Consider the following 17,052-nt stretch of genomic DNA (forward strand, 5'->3'; position numbering starts at 1 on the left):
CTCGCAGTTGCCTATCTTCGCGCTAAAGCGCTACTTTAACGCGGCACGTCGTTGATCAGAGATTGCGCGTCGCTTCATCGGCTCACAAATACGCTGTTTTTGGCGGGTTTTGACGGTTCCTATTGCGCGCCACCATGCCGGCCAGCGCCAGCGGCGAAGCGGCCCGCACCCGCGAGTCCTTCGGCAAACACCGCAGCATGGCGACCGTCATCGAGGGGCCAGCATCGAATAGTTCGAAGGCCGCGCGCAATGCATCGGCGACTTGCCGGTCGACCGCATTTCGCCGCTCGGGCCGATCGAGCACGACCGTCGTAACACGCGAATCCATCGGATGCAATTCGAGGCGGACGTGATCTCCGAAGCGCGTAACGTACAGCATGATTTTTCTCCTGAGAAAACGGCATGCTGAGAAAACGGCATGCAGGAAAGCATACGCCGCAGAATCTCGATGCACGTCCAATCGCCACGCTTCAGAAAATAGTTGGCAAGGCATGTCGACTCCTGAAAGCGCCGCACGTCGTGGGGATAGGGCGGCGATGCAAAAATGTTGCTTCGTGCCCCTTATTGTCGACATCGGAAAATCGAAAGGAGAGCGGTCATGACTTACGTAGATGGGTTTGTCGTCGCGGTGCTGACAACAGATCGCGAGACATACACAAAGCATGCTGAAGCGGCAGCGGCCGTTTTCAAGGAGAACGGCGCGTTGAAGGTAGTCGAATGCTGGGGAGATGATGTGCCGGAAGGGAAGCTGACGTCGTTTCCAATGGCAGTCAAATGCAAGGGCGACGAGACGGTGGTGTTCTCGTGGGTTGTCTGGCCGTCGCGTCAGGTGAGGGATAAAGGCATGGAAGCGGTAATGGCCGATCCCGGGTTGCAGCCGGAAACGAACCCGATGCCTTTCGACGGCAAGCGCCTGATCTACGGTGGTTTCGAGGTGATCGTGGACGCATGATCGGGCGATGCGCCTGGGCCACCGAACACGCTACTTCACAGGAGCCTCACGTCGCGGACGCATGCCCGGCAGCCGCTTGATCACACCCGTAGCCAGCGCCGTCCCAACCAGAATAGTGGCACATGCCTTGATCATTCCGGGTGATACCTGTTCCGAGAGGAAGAGTTCGCCCCAGAGAATGCCGAAGATCGGGATGACGAACGTGACGCTGATCGTACGCGCGGGACCGGTTGCCGCAATAAGACTGAAGAACAGCATATAAGCGATGCCGGTACACGCCACGCCAAGTGCGATTACTGCTCCCCAGGATTGTGCCGAGATGGGCGTAGCCGGCCACCAGATCAGCGCGAAGGGCAGCAGCACGGCTGTTGCTGCGGTCATCGTGCCGGTGGCGACGACGAGGGAATTGACGCCGGTGAGATTGCGTTTGGTGTAGCTTGCCGAGATCCCATACAGCAGCGTCGCGCCGAGCGCAGCCGCCGCCGCGAGCGCGGTTGTCGCCGGCGTCACAGGCACGCCTGTGCTTGTCCCTATGTCCATCTGATTCCAGACCAGCGCGACCACACCGAGAAAACCAATCACCAGTCCGACGATGCGTAGCCCGGTCAGGCGATCCTTCAGCCACAGGAATGCAACGATCGCGCCCCACAGCGGCGTGGTTGCATTGATCACCGATGTCACGCCCGCTGATAACGTGAGTTCCGCATAAGCGAAGAGGCAGAACGGTGCGGCCGAGTTCAGGATGCCGACCACGAAAAGCGGCCATGCATGAGTGCGCATGGTCTGCAGGGAGGCGCGAGCGGACCCGCGCAGGAGCAGCACGGCCAGCAGGAACAATGCGCCGATGCCGACCCGCAGCGCCATCGACGGTGCGACGCCAAAGTCAGCGACACCGATGCGAATAAAGAGGAACGATCCTCCCCACAAGGCGGCGAGGACGAGCAACTGGACGATATTTATCGGATTCATTTGAGGGCGTCGAGCGCAGTGGAGTCGTGACGCGGCGCCATCGTAAGCGTGCTTTGGCGCGAGATGGTTCATTGCGGCGTAAAACGACGAATGAGCAACACCGGAGGTCGCTGGTGTTGTCATCGTAGGTGTATTGGCCCCAAACAGCCAAACGAACATTTCTCATGCGTATGTGAGAAAAATTACGATCGAATCGCATAGCAAGGATGAAACCGCCGCCCGCCCAAGGTGCCCTCAGGGTTATCTCTAGTATCTCAACAAGTTGGCAAATTTGTATGATGACCACATCACCTAACAAATCAGGGGCTGCATGTTCGACAAGATTCCTGCCCGGGCCCTGAGCGATACCGTCGCGCAGCAGCTTCAGTTGCAAATCGAAAAGGGCAGCTTCGTCAAAAGCGGCAAGTTGCCGACGGAAGCCGTGCTGGCCCAGGAGTTCGGCGTGAGCCGGACGGTTATCCGCGAGGCGATCTCGCGGCTGAAGAACGAAGGCATGGTCGAGCCGCGCCAGGGCAGCGGCGTGTTCATCGTCGAACGGGCGGGGATCAGGCCGCTGCGAATCGATTACGCCCAAGCCGTCGAACCGGGCGCGGTCGTGCAGATCCTGGCGCTGCGCCGTGCGATCGAGGCGGAAGTTGCGTCGGAGGCGGCCATGCGCCGCACGGACGCGCAAATGGACGTGATCGAAGCGAAACTTGCGCAGATTGAACTCGCCGTTGCTCAAGGCGAGGACGGCGTAACTGAAGACGTCGAGTTTCACCGGGCGATCGCCAACGCCACCGGTAACCCGTATTTCCTGACTACGCTTGCGTTCCTGAACCAGTATCTCGAGGCCGGCACGCTCGTTACGCGTCGCAACGAAGCGTTGCGGGAAGACTTTTCGCGGCAGGTCCGCGAGGAACATGCGCGGATCGCAGCGGCCATTCGTGCAGGCGACCCCATGGCCGCACGTAACGCTGCACAGACCCATCTTTACAACGCCGCTCGCCGCCTCGCGGAAGCCGGTATTTGCTGACCCGTTAATTCGAAGGATAACGAAATGTCCAGAAGCGTAGGAGTGATCGGCCTGGGTGCAATGGGTCTGGGTGTAGCGCGTTCGTTGTTGCGCGCGGGCTTCAAGGTTCATGCTTGCGACGTGCGTGCTCAAGTACTCGAAGCATTCGCGGGCGAGGGCGGCATCACCTGTGCCACGCCGGCCGAGCTGGGTAGCCAGTGCGAGGTGGTGGTGACCGTGGTTGTCAACGCGGCGCAAACGGAGACGGTGCTGTTCGGCTCCGAGACTCATTCTGGCGCTGTTTCCACCATGAACCCCGGTGGTGTTGTCCTGGCGTGTGCGACGGTGTCACCGGCCTTCGCCATCGAACTCGGCAAGCGCGTGGAAGCGGCCGGCCTGCATATGCTCGATGCGCCCCTGTCCGGTGGCGCGGCCCGTGCTGCATCCGGCGAAATGACGATGATGACGTCCGGTCCCGAAGCCGCCTTTGAAGCTTGCGAGGATGTGCTCGAAGCGATTGCGGGCAAGGTGTACCGCATGGGCGACGAGCATGGCGCAGGCTCGAAGGTGAAGATCATCAACCAGCTTCTGGCGGGCGTACACATTGCCGCGGCGGCCGAGGCCATGGCGCTTGGGCTTCGCGAAGGCGTGGACCCGGATGCGCTCTACGACGTCATCACGCATAGCGCGGGCAACTCGTGGATGTTCGAGAACCGCGTGCCGCACATTCTCGCAGGTGACTACACGCCGCTATCTGCCGTCGATATCTTCGTGAAGGATCTCGGCCTCGTACTCGATACAGCGCGCGCATCAAAGTTTCCGTTGCCGTTGTCGGCCGCGGCGCACCAGATGTTCATGATGGCGTCGACGGCCGGCCACGGTGGCGAAGATGACTCGGCGGTGATCAAGATTTTCCCGGGCATCGACATTCCGAAGGGAGCCAAATAATGAGCAAGGCCTTGCTTGGCTGCATTGCCGACGACTTCACTGGCGCAACCGATCTTGCCAACATGCTTGTGCGCGGCGGCATGCGCGCGGTGCAGACCATCGGCGTTCCGGCATCGGATACGACGACTACAGCCGGCCTGGAAGCCGACGCGCTGATCGTCGCGTTGAAATCGCGCACAATCCCCGCGGAGGAAGCGGTCGCGCAATCGCTGGCTGCGCTCGAATGGCTGCGCGCGCAAGGCTGCCGGCAGTTCCTGTTCAAGTACTGCTCGACTTTCGATTCCACCGATAAAGGCAACATCGGTCCAGTCGCCGATGCGCTGCTCGATGCGCTGGGCGAGGACTTCACCATCGCGTGTCCCGCGTTTCCGGAGAACGGCCGCACGATCTTTCGCGGCAACTTGTTCGTGGGCGATGTGCTGCTGAGTGAGTCGGGCATGCAAAACCATCCGCTGACGCCCATGACCGATCCTAACCTCGTGCGTGTGCTGCAACGCCAGACGAAATCGAAGGTCGGGTTGATCGCTTATGACGTGATCGCCAAGGGGCCGCAAGCGGTGCGCGACCGGATCGCCGTGTTGCGCAAAGAAGGCGTGCGTATGGCGATTGCCGATGCCGTTTCCGACGCCGATCTTTACGTGCTGGGCGAAGCCTGCGCGGATCTCAAGTTGATCACGGGCGGCTCGGGTATCGCGCTCGGCTTGCCGAACAACTTCCGCGCGGCGAACTTGCTGACTGAAGCGGATCATGCGTCGGACTTGCCGAAGATCGAAGGTAAATCGGTTGTGCTGGCCGGCAGCGCGTCGAAGGCAACCAACGAGCAGGTGGCGGAGTGGCGCGCGAGCAAACCGAGTTTTCGAATCGATCCGCTTGCGCTCTCGCGCGGTGAACCTGTCGTCGAAAAAGCCGTTGAATTCGCGGCGAAACACGGCGATGAAACCGTGCTGATCTACGCTACGTCAACACCCGACGAAGTGAAAGCCGTGCAGAAGGAATTGGGCGTCGATCAAGCAGGGCATCTGGTCGAACAAGCATTGGCATCGATTGCAAGCGGGCTTCGCGAGATGGGTGTGCGCAAGTTTGTCATTGCCGGCGGCGAGACGTCTGGCGCGGTCGTGCAGGCGCTCGGTGTGAAGTCGCTGCGGATTGGCGCCCAGATCGATCCGGGTGTGCCGGCGACGCAATCCATTGGCGAAGAACCGCTGGCGCTCGCGTTGAAGTCCGGCAATTTCGGCACGAGGGATTTCTTCGTGAAGGCACTGAACGCTCTCGATGGAGCCGCGTAACCATGGCGACGAACGAGAACCGCATTCGCGAAGAAATCTGCGAGACGGGCGCGAGTCTTTATGAGCGCCGTTACACGGTGGGTACGGCCGGGAATATCAGCGCGCGGCTTGACGACGGCTGGCTGATCACGCCGACCGACGCTTGCCTTGGCCGCCTCGATCCCGCAGATATCGCCAAAGTCGATGCAGCGGGTAATCATGTGTCGGGCGGTAAGCCATCGAAGACATTGGCGTTGCATCGAAAGATCTATGAGAACAATGGCGACACGCACGGCATTGTCCATACGCACTCCACGCATCTGGTCGCTTTGACGCTTGCGGGTATCTGGCGGCGTGACGACGTATTGCCGCCCATCACGCCGTACTACGTGATGAAAGTCGGGCATGTGCCGTTGATCGCGTACCGGCGTCCGGGCGACCCCATTGTCGCGGATCAGGTCGCCGCGCTGGCGTCCAAGGTGCGTGCCGTTTTGCTGGAACGGCTGGGTCCTGTCGTCTGGGAAAAATCGGTCAGCCACGCGTCGTACGCACTGGAAGAGCTTGAGGAAACCGCACGGCTTTGGCTCCTCGCGCGATCGGCCAACGCGCCGCTTCCTGAGCCGCTCGACGAGGCGGCCATCGAAGATTTGCGCAAGACCTTCAACATCCGCTGGTAGCGCGTACGAAATCGAAGTCACTGAATCAACCGACCCAACGATCTAAAAACTGCCTCATGGAGACGAGCATGACCCCTGACCAAGCGGTGCCTGGCGGCCCGCGCACGCCTGTAGCTTCTGCCTACGACAATCAAGAACTTTCCCGCACCTATTCAAAGGTGTTCTGGCGCATCGTGCCGTTCCTCATGCTGTGTTACGTGGTGGCCTATCTGGATCGCGTGAACGTGGGCTTTGCGAAACTGCAGATGTCACAGGATCTGGGTTTCAGCGAGACTGTATTCGGCCTTGGAGCAGGGGTATTTTTCCTCGGCTATTTTCTGTTCGAACTGCCAAGCAATATCCTGATGCACAAGATTGGCGCGCGCATCTGGATTGCGCGGATCATGATCACCTGGGGCATTCTCTCGGCGCTCTTCGTGTTCGTGAAAACTCCCACGCAGTTCTATGTCCTGCGTTTCCTGCTCGGACTGGCTGAAGCAGGTTTTTATCCCGGCGTGATTCTGTACCTGACCTACTGGTTTCCGTCGCATCGGCGCGCGAAGATTGTTGCCGTGTTCATGTCGGCGATTCCGGTGGCGGGTATCTTCGGCAATCCATTATCCGGGTGGATCATGCAGACGTTCTCGGACAGCCGCCACTTCGAAGGCTGGCAGTGGATGTTCCTGATCGAGGCTGTCCCGGCGCTGTTGATCGGCATTGCCACTATCCTCTATCTGGACAACAATATCCGCAGCGCGAAGTGGCTCAGTGAACGTGAAAAGTGCTTGCTGGAAGATGAAATCAGCGCGCAGCCGCAGCACGCCGGCGACAGCACCAAGCATTCGCTGCGAGCACTATTCGCCGACAGCCGCATGTGGTGGATGTCGTTGATTTACTTCGCGTTCGTGACCGGGCAATACGGCCTCACGTTCTGGATGCCGACCTTTATCAAGTCCACGGGCGTGAGCGGCGCATTCAATATCGGCTTGCTGAGCGCCATTCCGTTTCTGGTGGCTATTGTGGTGATGAACGTGCTGGGTCATAGCGCGGACAAGCGGCGCGAACGGCGCTGGCATCTGATCGTACCGGCGCTTGCTGCAGCAGTTGGCTTCTCGGTGGCGGCATCGTTCGCCGGCAATACCGTGGTGTCGATCATCGCGCTCTCCGTTGCCGCCGCCGGTGTCCTGACATGTGCGCCGTTGTTCTGGTCTTTGCCAACCGCTTTCATGTCGGGCGCCGCAGCGGCCGCCGGCATCGCGGTGATCAATTCGATCGGCAATCTGGCCGGCTTTGCGAGCCCCTACATGATTGGTTACCTGAAGGACCTGACGCACAGCACGGCGACGGGCATGTACGTTCTCGCCTGCATGCTTGTGATTGGTGCTGTTGCCACGTGGCTCGTGCCGGCCAAGCTCGTGAATCGCTGAACTCATACAAGGAGTCGATGTTATGCCCCGTTTTGCCGCCAACCTCACGATGATGTACACCGAGCACGCGTTCCTCGATCGTTTCGCTGCTGCTGCGAAAGACGGTTTCAAGGCCGTGGAGTTCCTGTTCCCCTATGAATTCGCCGCCGCCGAGATCAAGGCGCGGCTCGACGAACATGGCCTCACGCAAGCCTTGTTCAACGCACCGCCGGGCGACTGGGCGGCGGGCGAGCGCGGGATCGCTTCGTTGCCGGGGCGTGAGAACGAGTTTGCGCGTGCGCTCGATAAAGCGCTGGAGTACACCGCCGCGCTAGGCAACAAGACCTTGCACGTGATGGCGGGTCTGATCACGCCCGAACAATCGCGCGAGAAACATCGTGGGGTTTATCTGAAGAACCTCGAACTGGCGGCAAACGCTGCGCGCGGGGCTGGCATCACGATCGTTATCGAACCGATTAATACGCGGGACATCCCTGGCTTTTTTCTCAACCGCCAGGACGACGCGCAAGCGATTTGCGAAGAGATCGGTGCGCCCAATCTCAAAGTGCAATTTGATTGCTACCACTGCCAGATCGTGGAGGGCGACCTCGCGGTCAAACTTCGGCGCGACATGAAACGCCCGAATGCGGGCGTCGGTCATATTCAGGTCGCGGGTGTGCCTGAGCGGCACGAACCGGACTTGGGTGAACTGAATTATCCGTACTTGTTCGACCTGATCGATTCACTCGGCTACGACGGCTGGATCGGTTGTGAATACAGGCCGAAAGCCGCGACATCCGACGGGCTCGGCTGGATCAAACCTTATCTGCAACGTGCGTGAGGGCAACATGAATATTCTCATCACCGGCGGCGCCGGTTTTCTCGGACAGCGGCTTGCGCGCCGTCTTCTCGAACGCGGGACGCTAATGGGCCAACCGATCACCGGACTTACGTTGCTCGACGTCGTGCGTCCGCCGGATCTGGGCGACAAGCGCGTGCGCGCCGAGACCGGCGATATCGCAGATCGCAGCGTGCTCGAGCGGTGCATCAGTGCTGACACGCACGCGATCTTCCATCTTGCCGCGATCGTGAGCGGGCAGGCGGAAGCGGATTTCGAACTGGGCATGCGGATCAATCTGGACGCATCGCGCCTGCTGCTCGATGTATGCCGTGCGCGTGGACACGCGCCGCGCGTCTTGTTCACAAGCTCCGTCGCGGTGTATGGCGGCACTTTGCCCGAGGTCGTACGCGACGATACCGCGTTGAATCCGAAGTCATCGTATGGAACGCAAAAAGCCATCGCCGAGTTGCTGTTGTGCGATTACTCACGACGCGGATTTGTTGATGGCCGAGTGCTGCGCTTGCCGACCATCAGCGTGCGTCCGGGACGGCCGAATGCAGCGGCGTCGTCGTTTGCAAGCGGCATCATTCGCGAGCCGTTGAATGGTGAACGCGCGGTGTGTCCGGTCGGTGGCGACGTACGTTTGTGGCTGCTGTCGCCGAAGCAGGCAATCGAATCGCTGATCGCCGGTTGCGAGCTTGAACAGGCCGAACTCGGCACATGGCCGGTCGTCAACCTGCCGGGGCTTTCGGTCAGCGTGACAGAAATGGTCGATGCACTGAAAGACGTGGCCGGCGAAGACGTGGCTGCGCTGATCGACTGGCAACCGGACCCGAAGATCGAAAAGATTGTCGGGAGTTGGCCGGGAGCGTGGGACACGTCGCGAGGAGAAAAGCTGGGGTTGGCGGCGGACAGCAACTTCAGCGAAGTTATTCGCGCCTTCATTGAAGGGAGCAAACCCGCTGGAGCTTGAACGCTCGCTAAAGTTCCAGCCGATACCCCACGCCATAGACTGAAACAATCGGCTCGCTATCGGGGCGCACGACCTGCAGTTTGCGGCGCAGGTTCTTGATGTGACTGTCGATGGTGCGGTCTGTCACGACCCGATGATCGTCGTAGAGCTGGTTGAGCAAGTAATCACGCGGGAAGATCCTGCCCGGCGATTTCATCAGCAACGCGAGCATGCGCAGCTCGACCGGCGTGAGCTTCAGCTCCTCGCCGTCGAGCCGAGCGCTATGGAATTGCTGGTCCACTTCCAGGCCCGTTGCCGCGGGCGCAGCGGTTGCAACGGGTGGCGCCGCGCGTCGCAGAATGGCCTTCACTCGCGCGACGACCTCGCGAGGGCTGAAGGGCTTGCAGACGTAGTCATCGGCGCCAATTTCCAGGCCGCGCAGACGGTCGGCTTCATCCACGCGCGCCGTCAGAATAATCACCGGAATCGTCGAGAACTGCCGCACCTCGCGGCATATATCCATGCCGTTGCGCCCGGGCAGCATCAGGTCGAGCAGCATTAGCGAGGGCGGGGTGGTGCGAATGAACGGGATCACCTCGGCACCGTCGCTGATTGATGTTGTTTCGAATCCTTCGATGTGCAAATAGTCCGCCATGACCGCCGCCAGCTTCGGCTCGTCCTCGACGATCAGGATTCGAACGCCGCGTCGCTCGGTACTCATGCCACGCCTCCTTCCGGTTCAAAATGGGCTGTGATCCAGACGCCGCCAAGCGGTGACGGCCTGGCGATCGTCGTCCCGCCGTGCGCGGTCACAATGGCGCGGCACAGTGCAAGGCCGAGGCCTGCGCCACCGCTCTGGCGGCTGCGTGATTCATCGACTCGATACAAACGTTCGAACAAATGCGGCAACGCTTCGGCGGGCACGCCGGGTAGGGAATCCTGGATATCGAGCTGCCAGCCGTTAAGGCCAACAGTCACCGAGACGCATACGCTTCCGCCAGGATCGGTATAACGCAATGAATTGAGCAACAGGTTTTTAAGCAGTTGCACAAAGCGCGCGGGGTCGACCTGGAAGACCATGCCCGTTGAGTCGTTCGCTGACTTTTGCGCCGATGATTCCGGCAGCGTCAGGCTCAATGCGATTTGCTTCGCTCTGAATGATTCCCGCATGGCTTCGACCGATGCACGCACCAACTGTCCGATATCCGCCGGCACCTTCCGGTAACTCAACGCGCCGACATCGCTCAACGATAACTCGTACAGGTCTTCGATCAACTTGTTCAGCATCGCGACTTCGGTCTGCAGTGAGGCGAGCGAGTGGTGATCGAATGCATGCACGCCGTCCTCGATCGCTTCCAGTTCACCGCGCAACACTGCCAGAGGCGTGCGTAGTTCATGCGAGATATCGGCGATGAAATCCCGGCGCGAGCGTTCCGCGCGCTGCAAGGAACCCGCGAGCACATTGAAGTCGCCTGCAAGCCGGTCCAGTTCATCGCGACGCCCGGCTGCTACGCGCGTCGTGTAGTCGCCGCCCGCGAGCCGATGCGTTGCGATCATCAGGCGCTTGACCGGCGCCAGCACGATCCGCGCGAGCAGCATGGCAACCAATGCAGCCAGGATCACGGCCACCCCGGCGATCTCCCAGGTCGCGCGCGCCTGTTGTGCCTGGAACGCGATATCGGCGGCATCGGAGAGTGTGTTGGGCGCGTTGGCCGCGACCCAGCCGACTATTTTGCCGCTGTAGACCACCGGCTTGAGGGCGGCGTCGGGCGGCGGATCTGAGTCGGTCGTTACGACCAGCTCATGGTTGGCGTCGTAGAGCGTGGCGGGTTGCGGAGCGCCTCGTCCTCCGCGTCCCATCAGCGGGCGTGGCGACCGTTCGTAGGCAGGGTCGTCGAACGCGACGTCATGTCCGGTGTTACGGTCGCGGCTTGCCACCACGCCCGAGTCGGCGAATGCGGGCGCGGGCAGGCGCATTCCCCAGTGCGAGCGTTCTTCGTTGCCCGACAGCGGCCCGAGCATTTGCTGGACGCTGGCGCTGCCGGGAAAGGTGCGCCAGCTCGGCGGCTTGTTCGTCTGCGCCTCGACCATCTCCTGCCTGAGGGCCTGATCGTGAGCGGCGTCGAGCAGTGTGATCCATTCTTCGGGATGCTGGCGCAGGAAATTCCAGCTGCCGTGAGCAGCGTATTCGGCGGTCACCTTCGCCATGACGGCGTTCATGCGTCCGGCGTCGCGCGCGCGGACGTAGTGCAGGAAACCGTTCTCGAAACTCAGGCGCAGCGCGTATCCCATTGTGAGGGAGATTGTCAGGCAGGCGATCAGCACTGCAAGGAACATCTTCCACGTAATGCCAAAGCGAATCTTGCCCGCCCGCGCACGCGAGTGGCTTCCAAGTGCTTTCAAAATGTTACGCGAGCTGCGGCGCGGGGTTGGGCCGATGGGCGGGCCTGTTTTTGCGCCGAGTGGTTCGGTATGTGTTTCGCTGTGCATTCGCGGATTCTAGTGGAAACGGGGGTGCTGGCTCAGGTTCGCGCGACGTTCCCGTGCAACCTCCACGATTTCTCCTTCTTTTGTTCATTGTCAGTGCGTGATGCCTGGCTAGTATTCGATTCTGCCAAAGGGGTCGTTCGAACCCGATTCACTTAGTTGCTTATTCTTTGTCGATTTATTGGCCGTTTCTTTGTCGATTCTTTGTCGATTTTTGGAGAGAACAGATGCAAACCGCTTCGAGTGTTCAGCCTGGCTTATTGAAGGTCTTCGGACGCGGTGCGGCGTCGGCGCGTGGGGATGGTCATCGGGTGGCGGCCAAGGGCGTCTCGGCTGGCTCTGCGAGCGCTGCGCAACAGGTCATCAAGCTGCGGGGCGCCCGAGTGTCGGAAACGCTGCCGCGGCCCTGGGGCGAGTGCTGCAGGATTGTCGAATGGGTCAATCGCGAAGGCCAATACTCGTGTATTGCAGTGCCGGGCGATGCGTCGGAGGAGGAGATTCGCCAGCGCATGCGTTCGCACAGGAACGGTTCGCAGTACCTCGTGGTGGATGATCGTGAGTTGCCAGGGAAGGTGGTTTTGCCGCGGGCTTAGAGAGTGGTGAGGTTTGGGCGGTGGGGATGCACGGGTTCTGGCGTTGGCGGTCGGGTTCATTGCCGGGTTGCTGCTTTTTAGGTCTTCGCGCGTTTTATGTTGGCTTATTTATTTATCACTATTAGCCACTGCGCGTGGCGGCGCGTCATTTCCTGGTCCTTAGCGACAAAGAAACGAAGCAAAGAAAACGCTTTCACCGCTCTGCCCTAAGTGTCCACAGCGTGCAGTTTCTATTCATGGGTGCCCCAAAAGCACGGTGCTCGCCAGAGCTTAGGATGTGTGAACCCCTCCATGTGTGAACCCCTCCTTCTCGCGAATCCTGTCAGTAAAACGCTTCGCCCCGTACGCTCTCGGGCTAGCACTAACGACTGAACCTGCCCAAGGAGCGCCCCGCGCTATCCGCGGAAAACCTTCCACCGAATTTGTACGCAGCCGAACCATTTTTTAAACCACCTGCAGAATGCATAAGGCCTAAAACCGACAAATAACAATGCAAACTGATAGCTAACCCGCGAAGCACCACAGCGGCAATACGCGTGAGGCCGTGCGGGTTGGTGGGGCAAGGGTGCTTGCCCGAGAGCGTACGGGGCGAAGCGTTTTACTGACAGGATTCGCGAGAAGGAGGGGTTCACACATCCTAAGCTCTAGCGAGCACCGTGCTTTTCGGGTACCCATGAAATGGAACTGCACGCGGTGGACACTTAATTTTTAGAGAGGTGAAAGCGTTTTCTTCGCTTCGTTTCTTTGTCGCTAAGGACCAAGAAATGACGCGCCGCCACGCGCAGTGGCTAATAGTGGTAAAGAAATCAGCTAACACTAAATGCACGAAGGCCTAAGAAGCAGCAACCCGGCAATGAACCAGACCGCTAACCCCAAAAACCTAGCAACCCAGCACCGACTCCGACCGCTAACGCAAGAACCTGTGATCCGCCACAAAAAACCCCTCCTATCCCTGAGGATCCCAAATGAAAACCCGCATCTTTTTTGTAGAGGCCAACCCGTCCATCCACGGGAACCTTCGCGATGCCCTGAAAACCCGCTACACCGACGTCCACACGCTCAGCAGCGGCAGCGCATTAATCACCCGCATGGACCACAACGATGTCCCCGCGTTAATCGTGCTGCGCGATGGCCTGCCCGACATGAACGCATCGGCCGTGCTCCGGGCCTTGCAACACGCCGGCCATGACACACCGGTAATCGTGATCGGAGATACCCTCGACTCGGTGGAACTGATCGTATGCCTCGAACTCGGCGCCGATGATTACATCAGAATGCCGTGCAATCCACGCGAACTGCTATCGAGAGTCGAGAACGTACTGCGCCGCGCGCCACATAAATCCCGAACACCGGCGAATACAACAGGAATGTGCACCATCGGCGATTTCGTCCTCGATATCCGCGCTCACATGCTCACGCGCCGCGGCGTGCCCGTCGCCCTTCATTCAAGCACGTTCGCGTTGCTGCGCCTCTTCGCGGAACATCCGCTCGAGGTGCTGTCACGACGCATCATCGCCGATAAATTGCGCGGCGCCGGCGAAGGCCATTGCGATCGCTCACTGGACGTACTCGTCTGCCGATTGCGGAGGATTGTCGAAGCCGACCCTTCAATGCCTCGCCTGATCCAGACCATCCGTGGACGCGGTTATGTCTTCACCCCGTCCGGGATGAACACCGCTCCTGTGGAATACGATGAACTGAATGTCAAGCCGCTGGAACCGGCACGCAAGCAACTCTCTGCAGCAAGCAGTTACGCTTAGCCATCGCGCTCACCACTGCGATCAACCGTTCATGTGCGCTACCTGCCGTGTCAACCGCGCGAACGCCGCAAGTACGCGGTTACACGTCAACGTCTGCCGCCATAGCTTCTCTTTCAGGTACGCGGTCGGCACCCACTGCCACGGCAACACCACATCGACCACGCCCCACGCGGGCCGCCACCGCTCCGCCACCCGGCGACGCCGGAAAAGGCTCAGGCTTGGAATGCCCAGATTGGACGCAAGATGGCCAATCCCCGAGTCGTTGCCAATGAACCAGCCCGACTCGTACACGCAGCACGCAAGCTCGTGCAGATCCGCAAAATGAGGCGCCGGAATATCGAGCGCCGCGAGGTCACGCCAACGTTCGCGCTCATGCGGCGCAATCACGAACTGCACGTCGTAACCGCGCTTGCGCAAACGCTGGGCAAGCCTCACGAAGCGGTGCGAGAACCAGCGCTTGTCCTCGGTGCTGGCCTCGGGATGAATCATCACGCGCTTGCCATTCCTTCGATGCACGAGGCTTGCAGGTGCCGTCATGCCGTTATCCAGCACCGGCGTGCTCAACGCGAGATCGTCCCGGCAAAAGTCAGCGAATCGCTGCGCCATGCAGCCCGGCCGGTCGCCGAATTCAACGCCATGCAACGTGACCACGTGAGGATGAGCATCGATGAGATCGCGCAGCGGCTGGTTCCATTGCATCTGGAAGACCGTGTCGTACGAGGCGAACGCGGCAGCGTGGTCGTCGTGCGGAAGTGCGTGGATAGCGACGCCAGGAAACCAGTGCCGAAGCGCATGCGCGGGCGTGCCGTAAACGGTGACGTCGATGCCGTTGTCGATCAGATTCCTGACGATCACCATCGACACGAGCGTGTCGCCGATCGCGTTGGACGCGACGAACGCTACCCGGCCGACCGGGGCGCGAAGAGCGGACGATGTGTTGGACGTATTCATGCGCTCGCAGTCAGTGCGCGCAGCCGGTCGAATGCCTGAGACACCTTGTTCACCGACAACATGTATTTCCAGTAACGCTCCTTGAGCCGCCCGGTCGGCAGATACGCGCTGCCGATCAGAACCTGGCCCACCCCCCAGCCCGGACGCCATGTGCGGGCAGTGCCACGGCGCATGAAGAGCGATAGCGTGGGGATCTCGAGGCTCGATGCAAGGTGGCCCACGCCTGAATCGTTACCAATGAACCAGCCCGACTCGTAAAGCCACGCGGCGACCTGATCGAGCGGCCCAAGATCGGCGAGCGTGAGCCCGAATTTCTCAATATGCGTCCAGCGCGCGCGCTCTTCGGGCGCCACGACAAATTGCGGATCAAAGCCGCTGTCCCGCAGCTTGATCGCAAGCCCGATAAAGCGAGACGGCAGCCAGCATTTGTCAGTCGTGCTCGCCATCGGATGGATCGCCACACGCAGCGAGCGTTGACGATGCGTCAAACCGGGCGGGGGCGTGATGCCGTTGCCTTTATCGACGAGGGTAAGGCGCAGTTCATCACGGCAGAAACGGGTGAGGCGTTCGGCCATCGACTCTGTCGAATTGGCGCTGCACAAATGAGCCAGGACAATGACCCTGGGGTGCAGCCGCTCAAGGTTCAAGAACGGCTTGTTGGCGTGGAGCTGGATCACCGTGTCGAAGCGGGCGAGTTGTTCCGCGCAGTCGTCTGGTTTCAGTTCGGGCTCGATATCCATGCCGGGAAACCAGCTCCGCATGGTATTGATTTGCTGGCCGAACACCGTGACCGCCACGCCGTTCAATCGAAGGTTGCGTGCAACGGTCATCATCAGCAGCGAGTCGCCGAGCGCCGACGAAAGGATCAATGCCACACTCGACAGTGGCTGGGTTGCGTGCATACATGCTTCCGGCGAGGCGCTCCGCTGTCGGGGGAGCTTTCCGCTCAGGACGGATCCCCGAGCAGGAGGCAGTCTAAGAGCACGTTCCATTACGTGGGTTACGGCAGAACTTACCAACGCTTGGGAAGCGGGAGGTGCTGCCGCAAAACCTGGCGGCAAAAACGGTCGCACCGCATGGATTGTCCCGAATCGATGGCGAACAGGATCATGCGATAACCACGTGACCGCTGTGTGTCGGATGTTCCGCCGTGACATTAGTGCTCAGCGCATAAACGCTAAAATCCACATGATTTCCACAAGGCGCAATGCCTCTGAATCCTTTTCGGCGGAAATAGGTAAACTTACCCGCGAGCAACCCGCTCTGCCGGGATGCATTTTTAATAGCGTATAAACACGATCAACGGTTATCGGAATCAAAGAAGGAACATGCATGCTCAAATTTCATCCGCGACTGCAACTCGATCCGGATGCAACCTCCGAGCGTCGCTGGCCCGTGACAGGATCCCCGCTTGCACTGAAGGTTTCGGTGGCCTGGCATGCAGTGGCACTAGCGGGCTGCGCCACCGCGCCGGCGTCGTGGCCATGGTGGCTGGCCGGCACGGCGGTCAACCACGCGGCCATCACGGCGGCGGGATTGTGGCCGCGCTCAACGCTGCTCGGCGCTAACTGGACGCGCTTGCCCGACATCCCGCGCAATGCAAACGCCATCGCGCTCACGCTTGACGACGGACCTGATCCGCTCGTCACGCCCCGGGTTCTCGACCTGCTCGATGCGCATCAGGTTCGCGCGACGTTTTTCCTGATCGGCGAACGCGCACGCCGACATCCCGCGCTGACCCGCGAGATCGTCGCGCGAGGGCATAGCGTGGAGAACCATTCGCAAAAGCATGTGCACACGTTTTCGGTGACGGGCATGGGGGCGTTAAGCCGTGAAATCGATGAGTCACAACGCACGCTGACAGATCTCACGGGCGAGCGGCCAGCGTTCTTTCGCGCGCCGGCGGGCTTGCGCAATATTTTCCTGGAGCCCGTCTTGCAAAAACTCGATCTGAGGCTGGCAGCCTGGACGCGGCGCGGCTTCGATACCCGCGAGCGCAATCCGGAAATCGTTACCCGGCGGCTGCTTCGCGATCTGGCACCATGTGACATCCTGTTGCTCCACGATGGAGGCGCCGCCGTTACCGACGACGGCCAACCGGTTTTGCTCTCAGTATTACCTCGCGTCTTCGACGCCGCCGAAAAGCAAGGCTTGCACTTTATTACCTTACGTGAAGCCTACTAATTAAGCTCGACGGGAGAGCCAGACATAAGATCAAAATGAGACCGCGATTACGCCGCGTCGCGCCGCTGGGTAAGAGACGTTACGCATTGTACGA

General features: G+C 60.3%; 17 protein-coding genes. 11 read left to right on the forward strand and 6 right to left on the reverse strand.

Annotated elements, in window-relative coordinates:
* Nucleotides 1-82 precede the first annotated feature (82 nt).
* Nucleotides 83-379: a Clp protease/crotonase-like domain-containing protein gene (locus ACMX25_RS06100; RefSeq protein ID WP_414948619.1), complete on the reverse strand. Its 297-nt coding sequence runs from the start codon at nt 377-379 to the stop codon at nt 83-85.
* 219 nt (nt 380-598) lie between these two features.
* Between ACMX25_RS06100 and ACMX25_RS06105 the strand changes: the two genes are divergently transcribed.
* Nucleotides 599-952: a DUF1428 domain-containing protein gene (locus tag ACMX25_RS06105; RefSeq protein WP_414948620.1), complete on the forward strand. Its 354-nt coding sequence runs from the start codon at nt 599-601 to the stop codon at nt 950-952.
* 30 nt (nt 953-982) lie between these two features.
* On the opposite strand, the gene ACMX25_RS06110 is transcribed toward ACMX25_RS06105, so the two are convergent.
* The gene (locus ACMX25_RS06110) at nt 983-1,921 is read right to left on the reverse strand and encodes a DMT family transporter (RefSeq protein ID WP_414948621.1); all 939 of its coding nucleotides are present in this window, start codon (nt 1,919-1,921) and stop codon (nt 983-985) included.
* A gap of 310 nt (nt 1,922-2,231) precedes the next feature.
* Between ACMX25_RS06110 and ACMX25_RS06115 the strand changes: the two genes are divergently transcribed.
* The 7 genes from ACMX25_RS06115 to denD all read left to right on the forward strand — a co-directional run bounded on the left by ACMX25_RS06115 (nt 2,232) and on the right by denD (nt 9,004).
* Nucleotides 2,232-2,936 (forward strand): FadR/GntR family transcriptional regulator, encoded by a 705-nt coding sequence (locus tag ACMX25_RS06115; protein WP_414948622.1) that lies wholly within the window; start codon nt 2,232-2,234, stop codon nt 2,934-2,936.
* A 24-nt stretch (nt 2,937-2,960) separates the two neighbouring features.
* Nucleotides 2,961-3,863 carry an L-threonate dehydrogenase gene (ltnD, locus tag ACMX25_RS06120; RefSeq protein ID WP_414948623.1) on the forward strand — a complete coding sequence of 301 codons (903 nt, stop codon included), beginning with the start codon at nt 2,961-2,963 and terminating at the stop codon, nt 3,861-3,863.
* Entirely contained in the window at nt 3,863-5,149 is a 1,287-nt protein-coding gene (gene otnK, locus ACMX25_RS06125) for a 3-oxo-tetronate kinase (RefSeq protein ID WP_414948624.1), read from the forward strand. The genes ltnD and otnK overlap by 1 nt, the downstream gene beginning before the upstream one ends.
* 2 nt (nt 5,150-5,151) lie before the next feature.
* On the forward strand, nt 5,152-5,805 hold the full coding sequence (otnC, locus tag ACMX25_RS06130; RefSeq protein ID WP_414948625.1) for a 3-oxo-tetronate 4-phosphate decarboxylase: 654 nt from the start codon (nt 5,152-5,154) through the stop codon (nt 5,803-5,805).
* Nucleotides 5,806-5,873: 68 nt separating this feature from the next.
* Nucleotides 5,874-7,211 carry an MFS transporter gene (locus tag ACMX25_RS06135; protein ID WP_414948626.1) on the forward strand — a complete coding sequence of 446 codons (1,338 nt, stop codon included), beginning with the start codon at nt 5,874-5,876 and terminating at the stop codon, nt 7,209-7,211.
* A 22-nt stretch (nt 7,212-7,233) separates the two neighbouring features.
* Nucleotides 7,234-8,031 carry a 2-oxo-tetronate isomerase gene (gene otnI / locus ACMX25_RS06140; RefSeq protein ID WP_414948627.1) on the forward strand — a complete coding sequence of 266 codons (798 nt, stop codon included), beginning with the start codon at nt 7,234-7,236 and terminating at the stop codon, nt 8,029-8,031.
* Nucleotides 8,032-8,038: 7 nt separating this feature from the next.
* A complete protein-coding gene (gene denD, locus ACMX25_RS06145; RefSeq protein WP_414948628.1) occupies nt 8,039-9,004 on the forward strand; it encodes a D-erythronate dehydrogenase in 966 nt (321 codons plus the stop codon).
* Nucleotides 9,005-9,011: 7 nt separating this feature from the next.
* On the opposite strand, the gene ACMX25_RS06150 is transcribed toward denD, so the two are convergent.
* Together ACMX25_RS06150 and ACMX25_RS06155 are read right to left on the reverse strand one after the other, a co-directional pair.
* Nucleotides 9,012-9,704, reverse strand: coding sequence for a response regulator (locus ACMX25_RS06150; RefSeq protein ID WP_414948629.1), 693 nt, complete (start codon nt 9,702-9,704; stop codon nt 9,012-9,014).
* Nucleotides 9,701-11,386, reverse strand: a complete 1,686-nt coding sequence (locus ACMX25_RS06155) for an ATP-binding protein (RefSeq protein ID WP_414948630.1) — start codon at nt 11,384-11,386, stop codon at nt 9,701-9,703. Before ACMX25_RS06155 ends, ACMX25_RS06150 begins: the two co-directional genes overlap by 4 nt.
* A 311-nt stretch (nt 11,387-11,697) precedes the next feature.
* Between ACMX25_RS06155 and ACMX25_RS06160 the strand changes: the two genes are divergently transcribed.
* Both ACMX25_RS06160 and ACMX25_RS06165 read left to right on the forward strand, forming a co-directional pair.
* A complete protein-coding gene (locus ACMX25_RS06160) occupies nt 11,698-12,063 on the forward strand; it encodes a DUF2866 domain-containing protein (protein WP_414948631.1) in 366 nt (121 codons plus the stop codon).
* Between the two features lie 965 nt (nt 12,064-13,028).
* Nucleotides 13,029-13,823: a winged helix-turn-helix domain-containing protein gene (locus tag ACMX25_RS06165; RefSeq protein WP_414948632.1), complete on the forward strand. Its 795-nt coding sequence runs from the start codon at nt 13,029-13,031 to the stop codon at nt 13,821-13,823.
* Between the two features lie 21 nt (nt 13,824-13,844).
* Here ACMX25_RS06165 and ACMX25_RS06170 read toward each other — a convergent pair whose 3' ends face one another.
* Together ACMX25_RS06170 and ACMX25_RS06175 are read right to left on the reverse strand one after the other, a co-directional pair.
* A complete protein-coding gene (locus ACMX25_RS06170; RefSeq protein WP_414948633.1) occupies nt 13,845-14,774 on the reverse strand; it encodes a glycosyltransferase family 9 protein in 930 nt (309 codons plus the stop codon).
* Nucleotides 14,771-15,676 carry a glycosyltransferase family 9 protein gene (locus ACMX25_RS06175; protein ID WP_414948634.1) on the reverse strand — a complete coding sequence of 302 codons (906 nt, stop codon included), beginning with the start codon at nt 15,674-15,676 and terminating at the stop codon, nt 14,771-14,773. The genes ACMX25_RS06170 and ACMX25_RS06175 overlap by 4 nt, the downstream gene beginning before the upstream one ends.
* Before the next feature lie 430 nt (nt 15,677-16,106).
* Here ACMX25_RS06175 and ACMX25_RS06180 point away from each other — a divergent pair, with 430 nt between their 5' ends.
* Nucleotides 16,107-16,958: a polysaccharide deacetylase family protein gene (locus ACMX25_RS06180; RefSeq protein WP_414948635.1), complete on the forward strand. Its 852-nt coding sequence runs from the start codon at nt 16,107-16,109 to the stop codon at nt 16,956-16,958.
* The last annotated feature ends 94 nt before the right edge of the window (nt 16,959-17,052 follow it).

This window comes from Caballeronia eucalypticola (assembly GCF_047608185.1).
Lineage (GTDB): Bacteria > Pseudomonadota > Gammaproteobacteria > Burkholderiales > Burkholderiaceae > Caballeronia.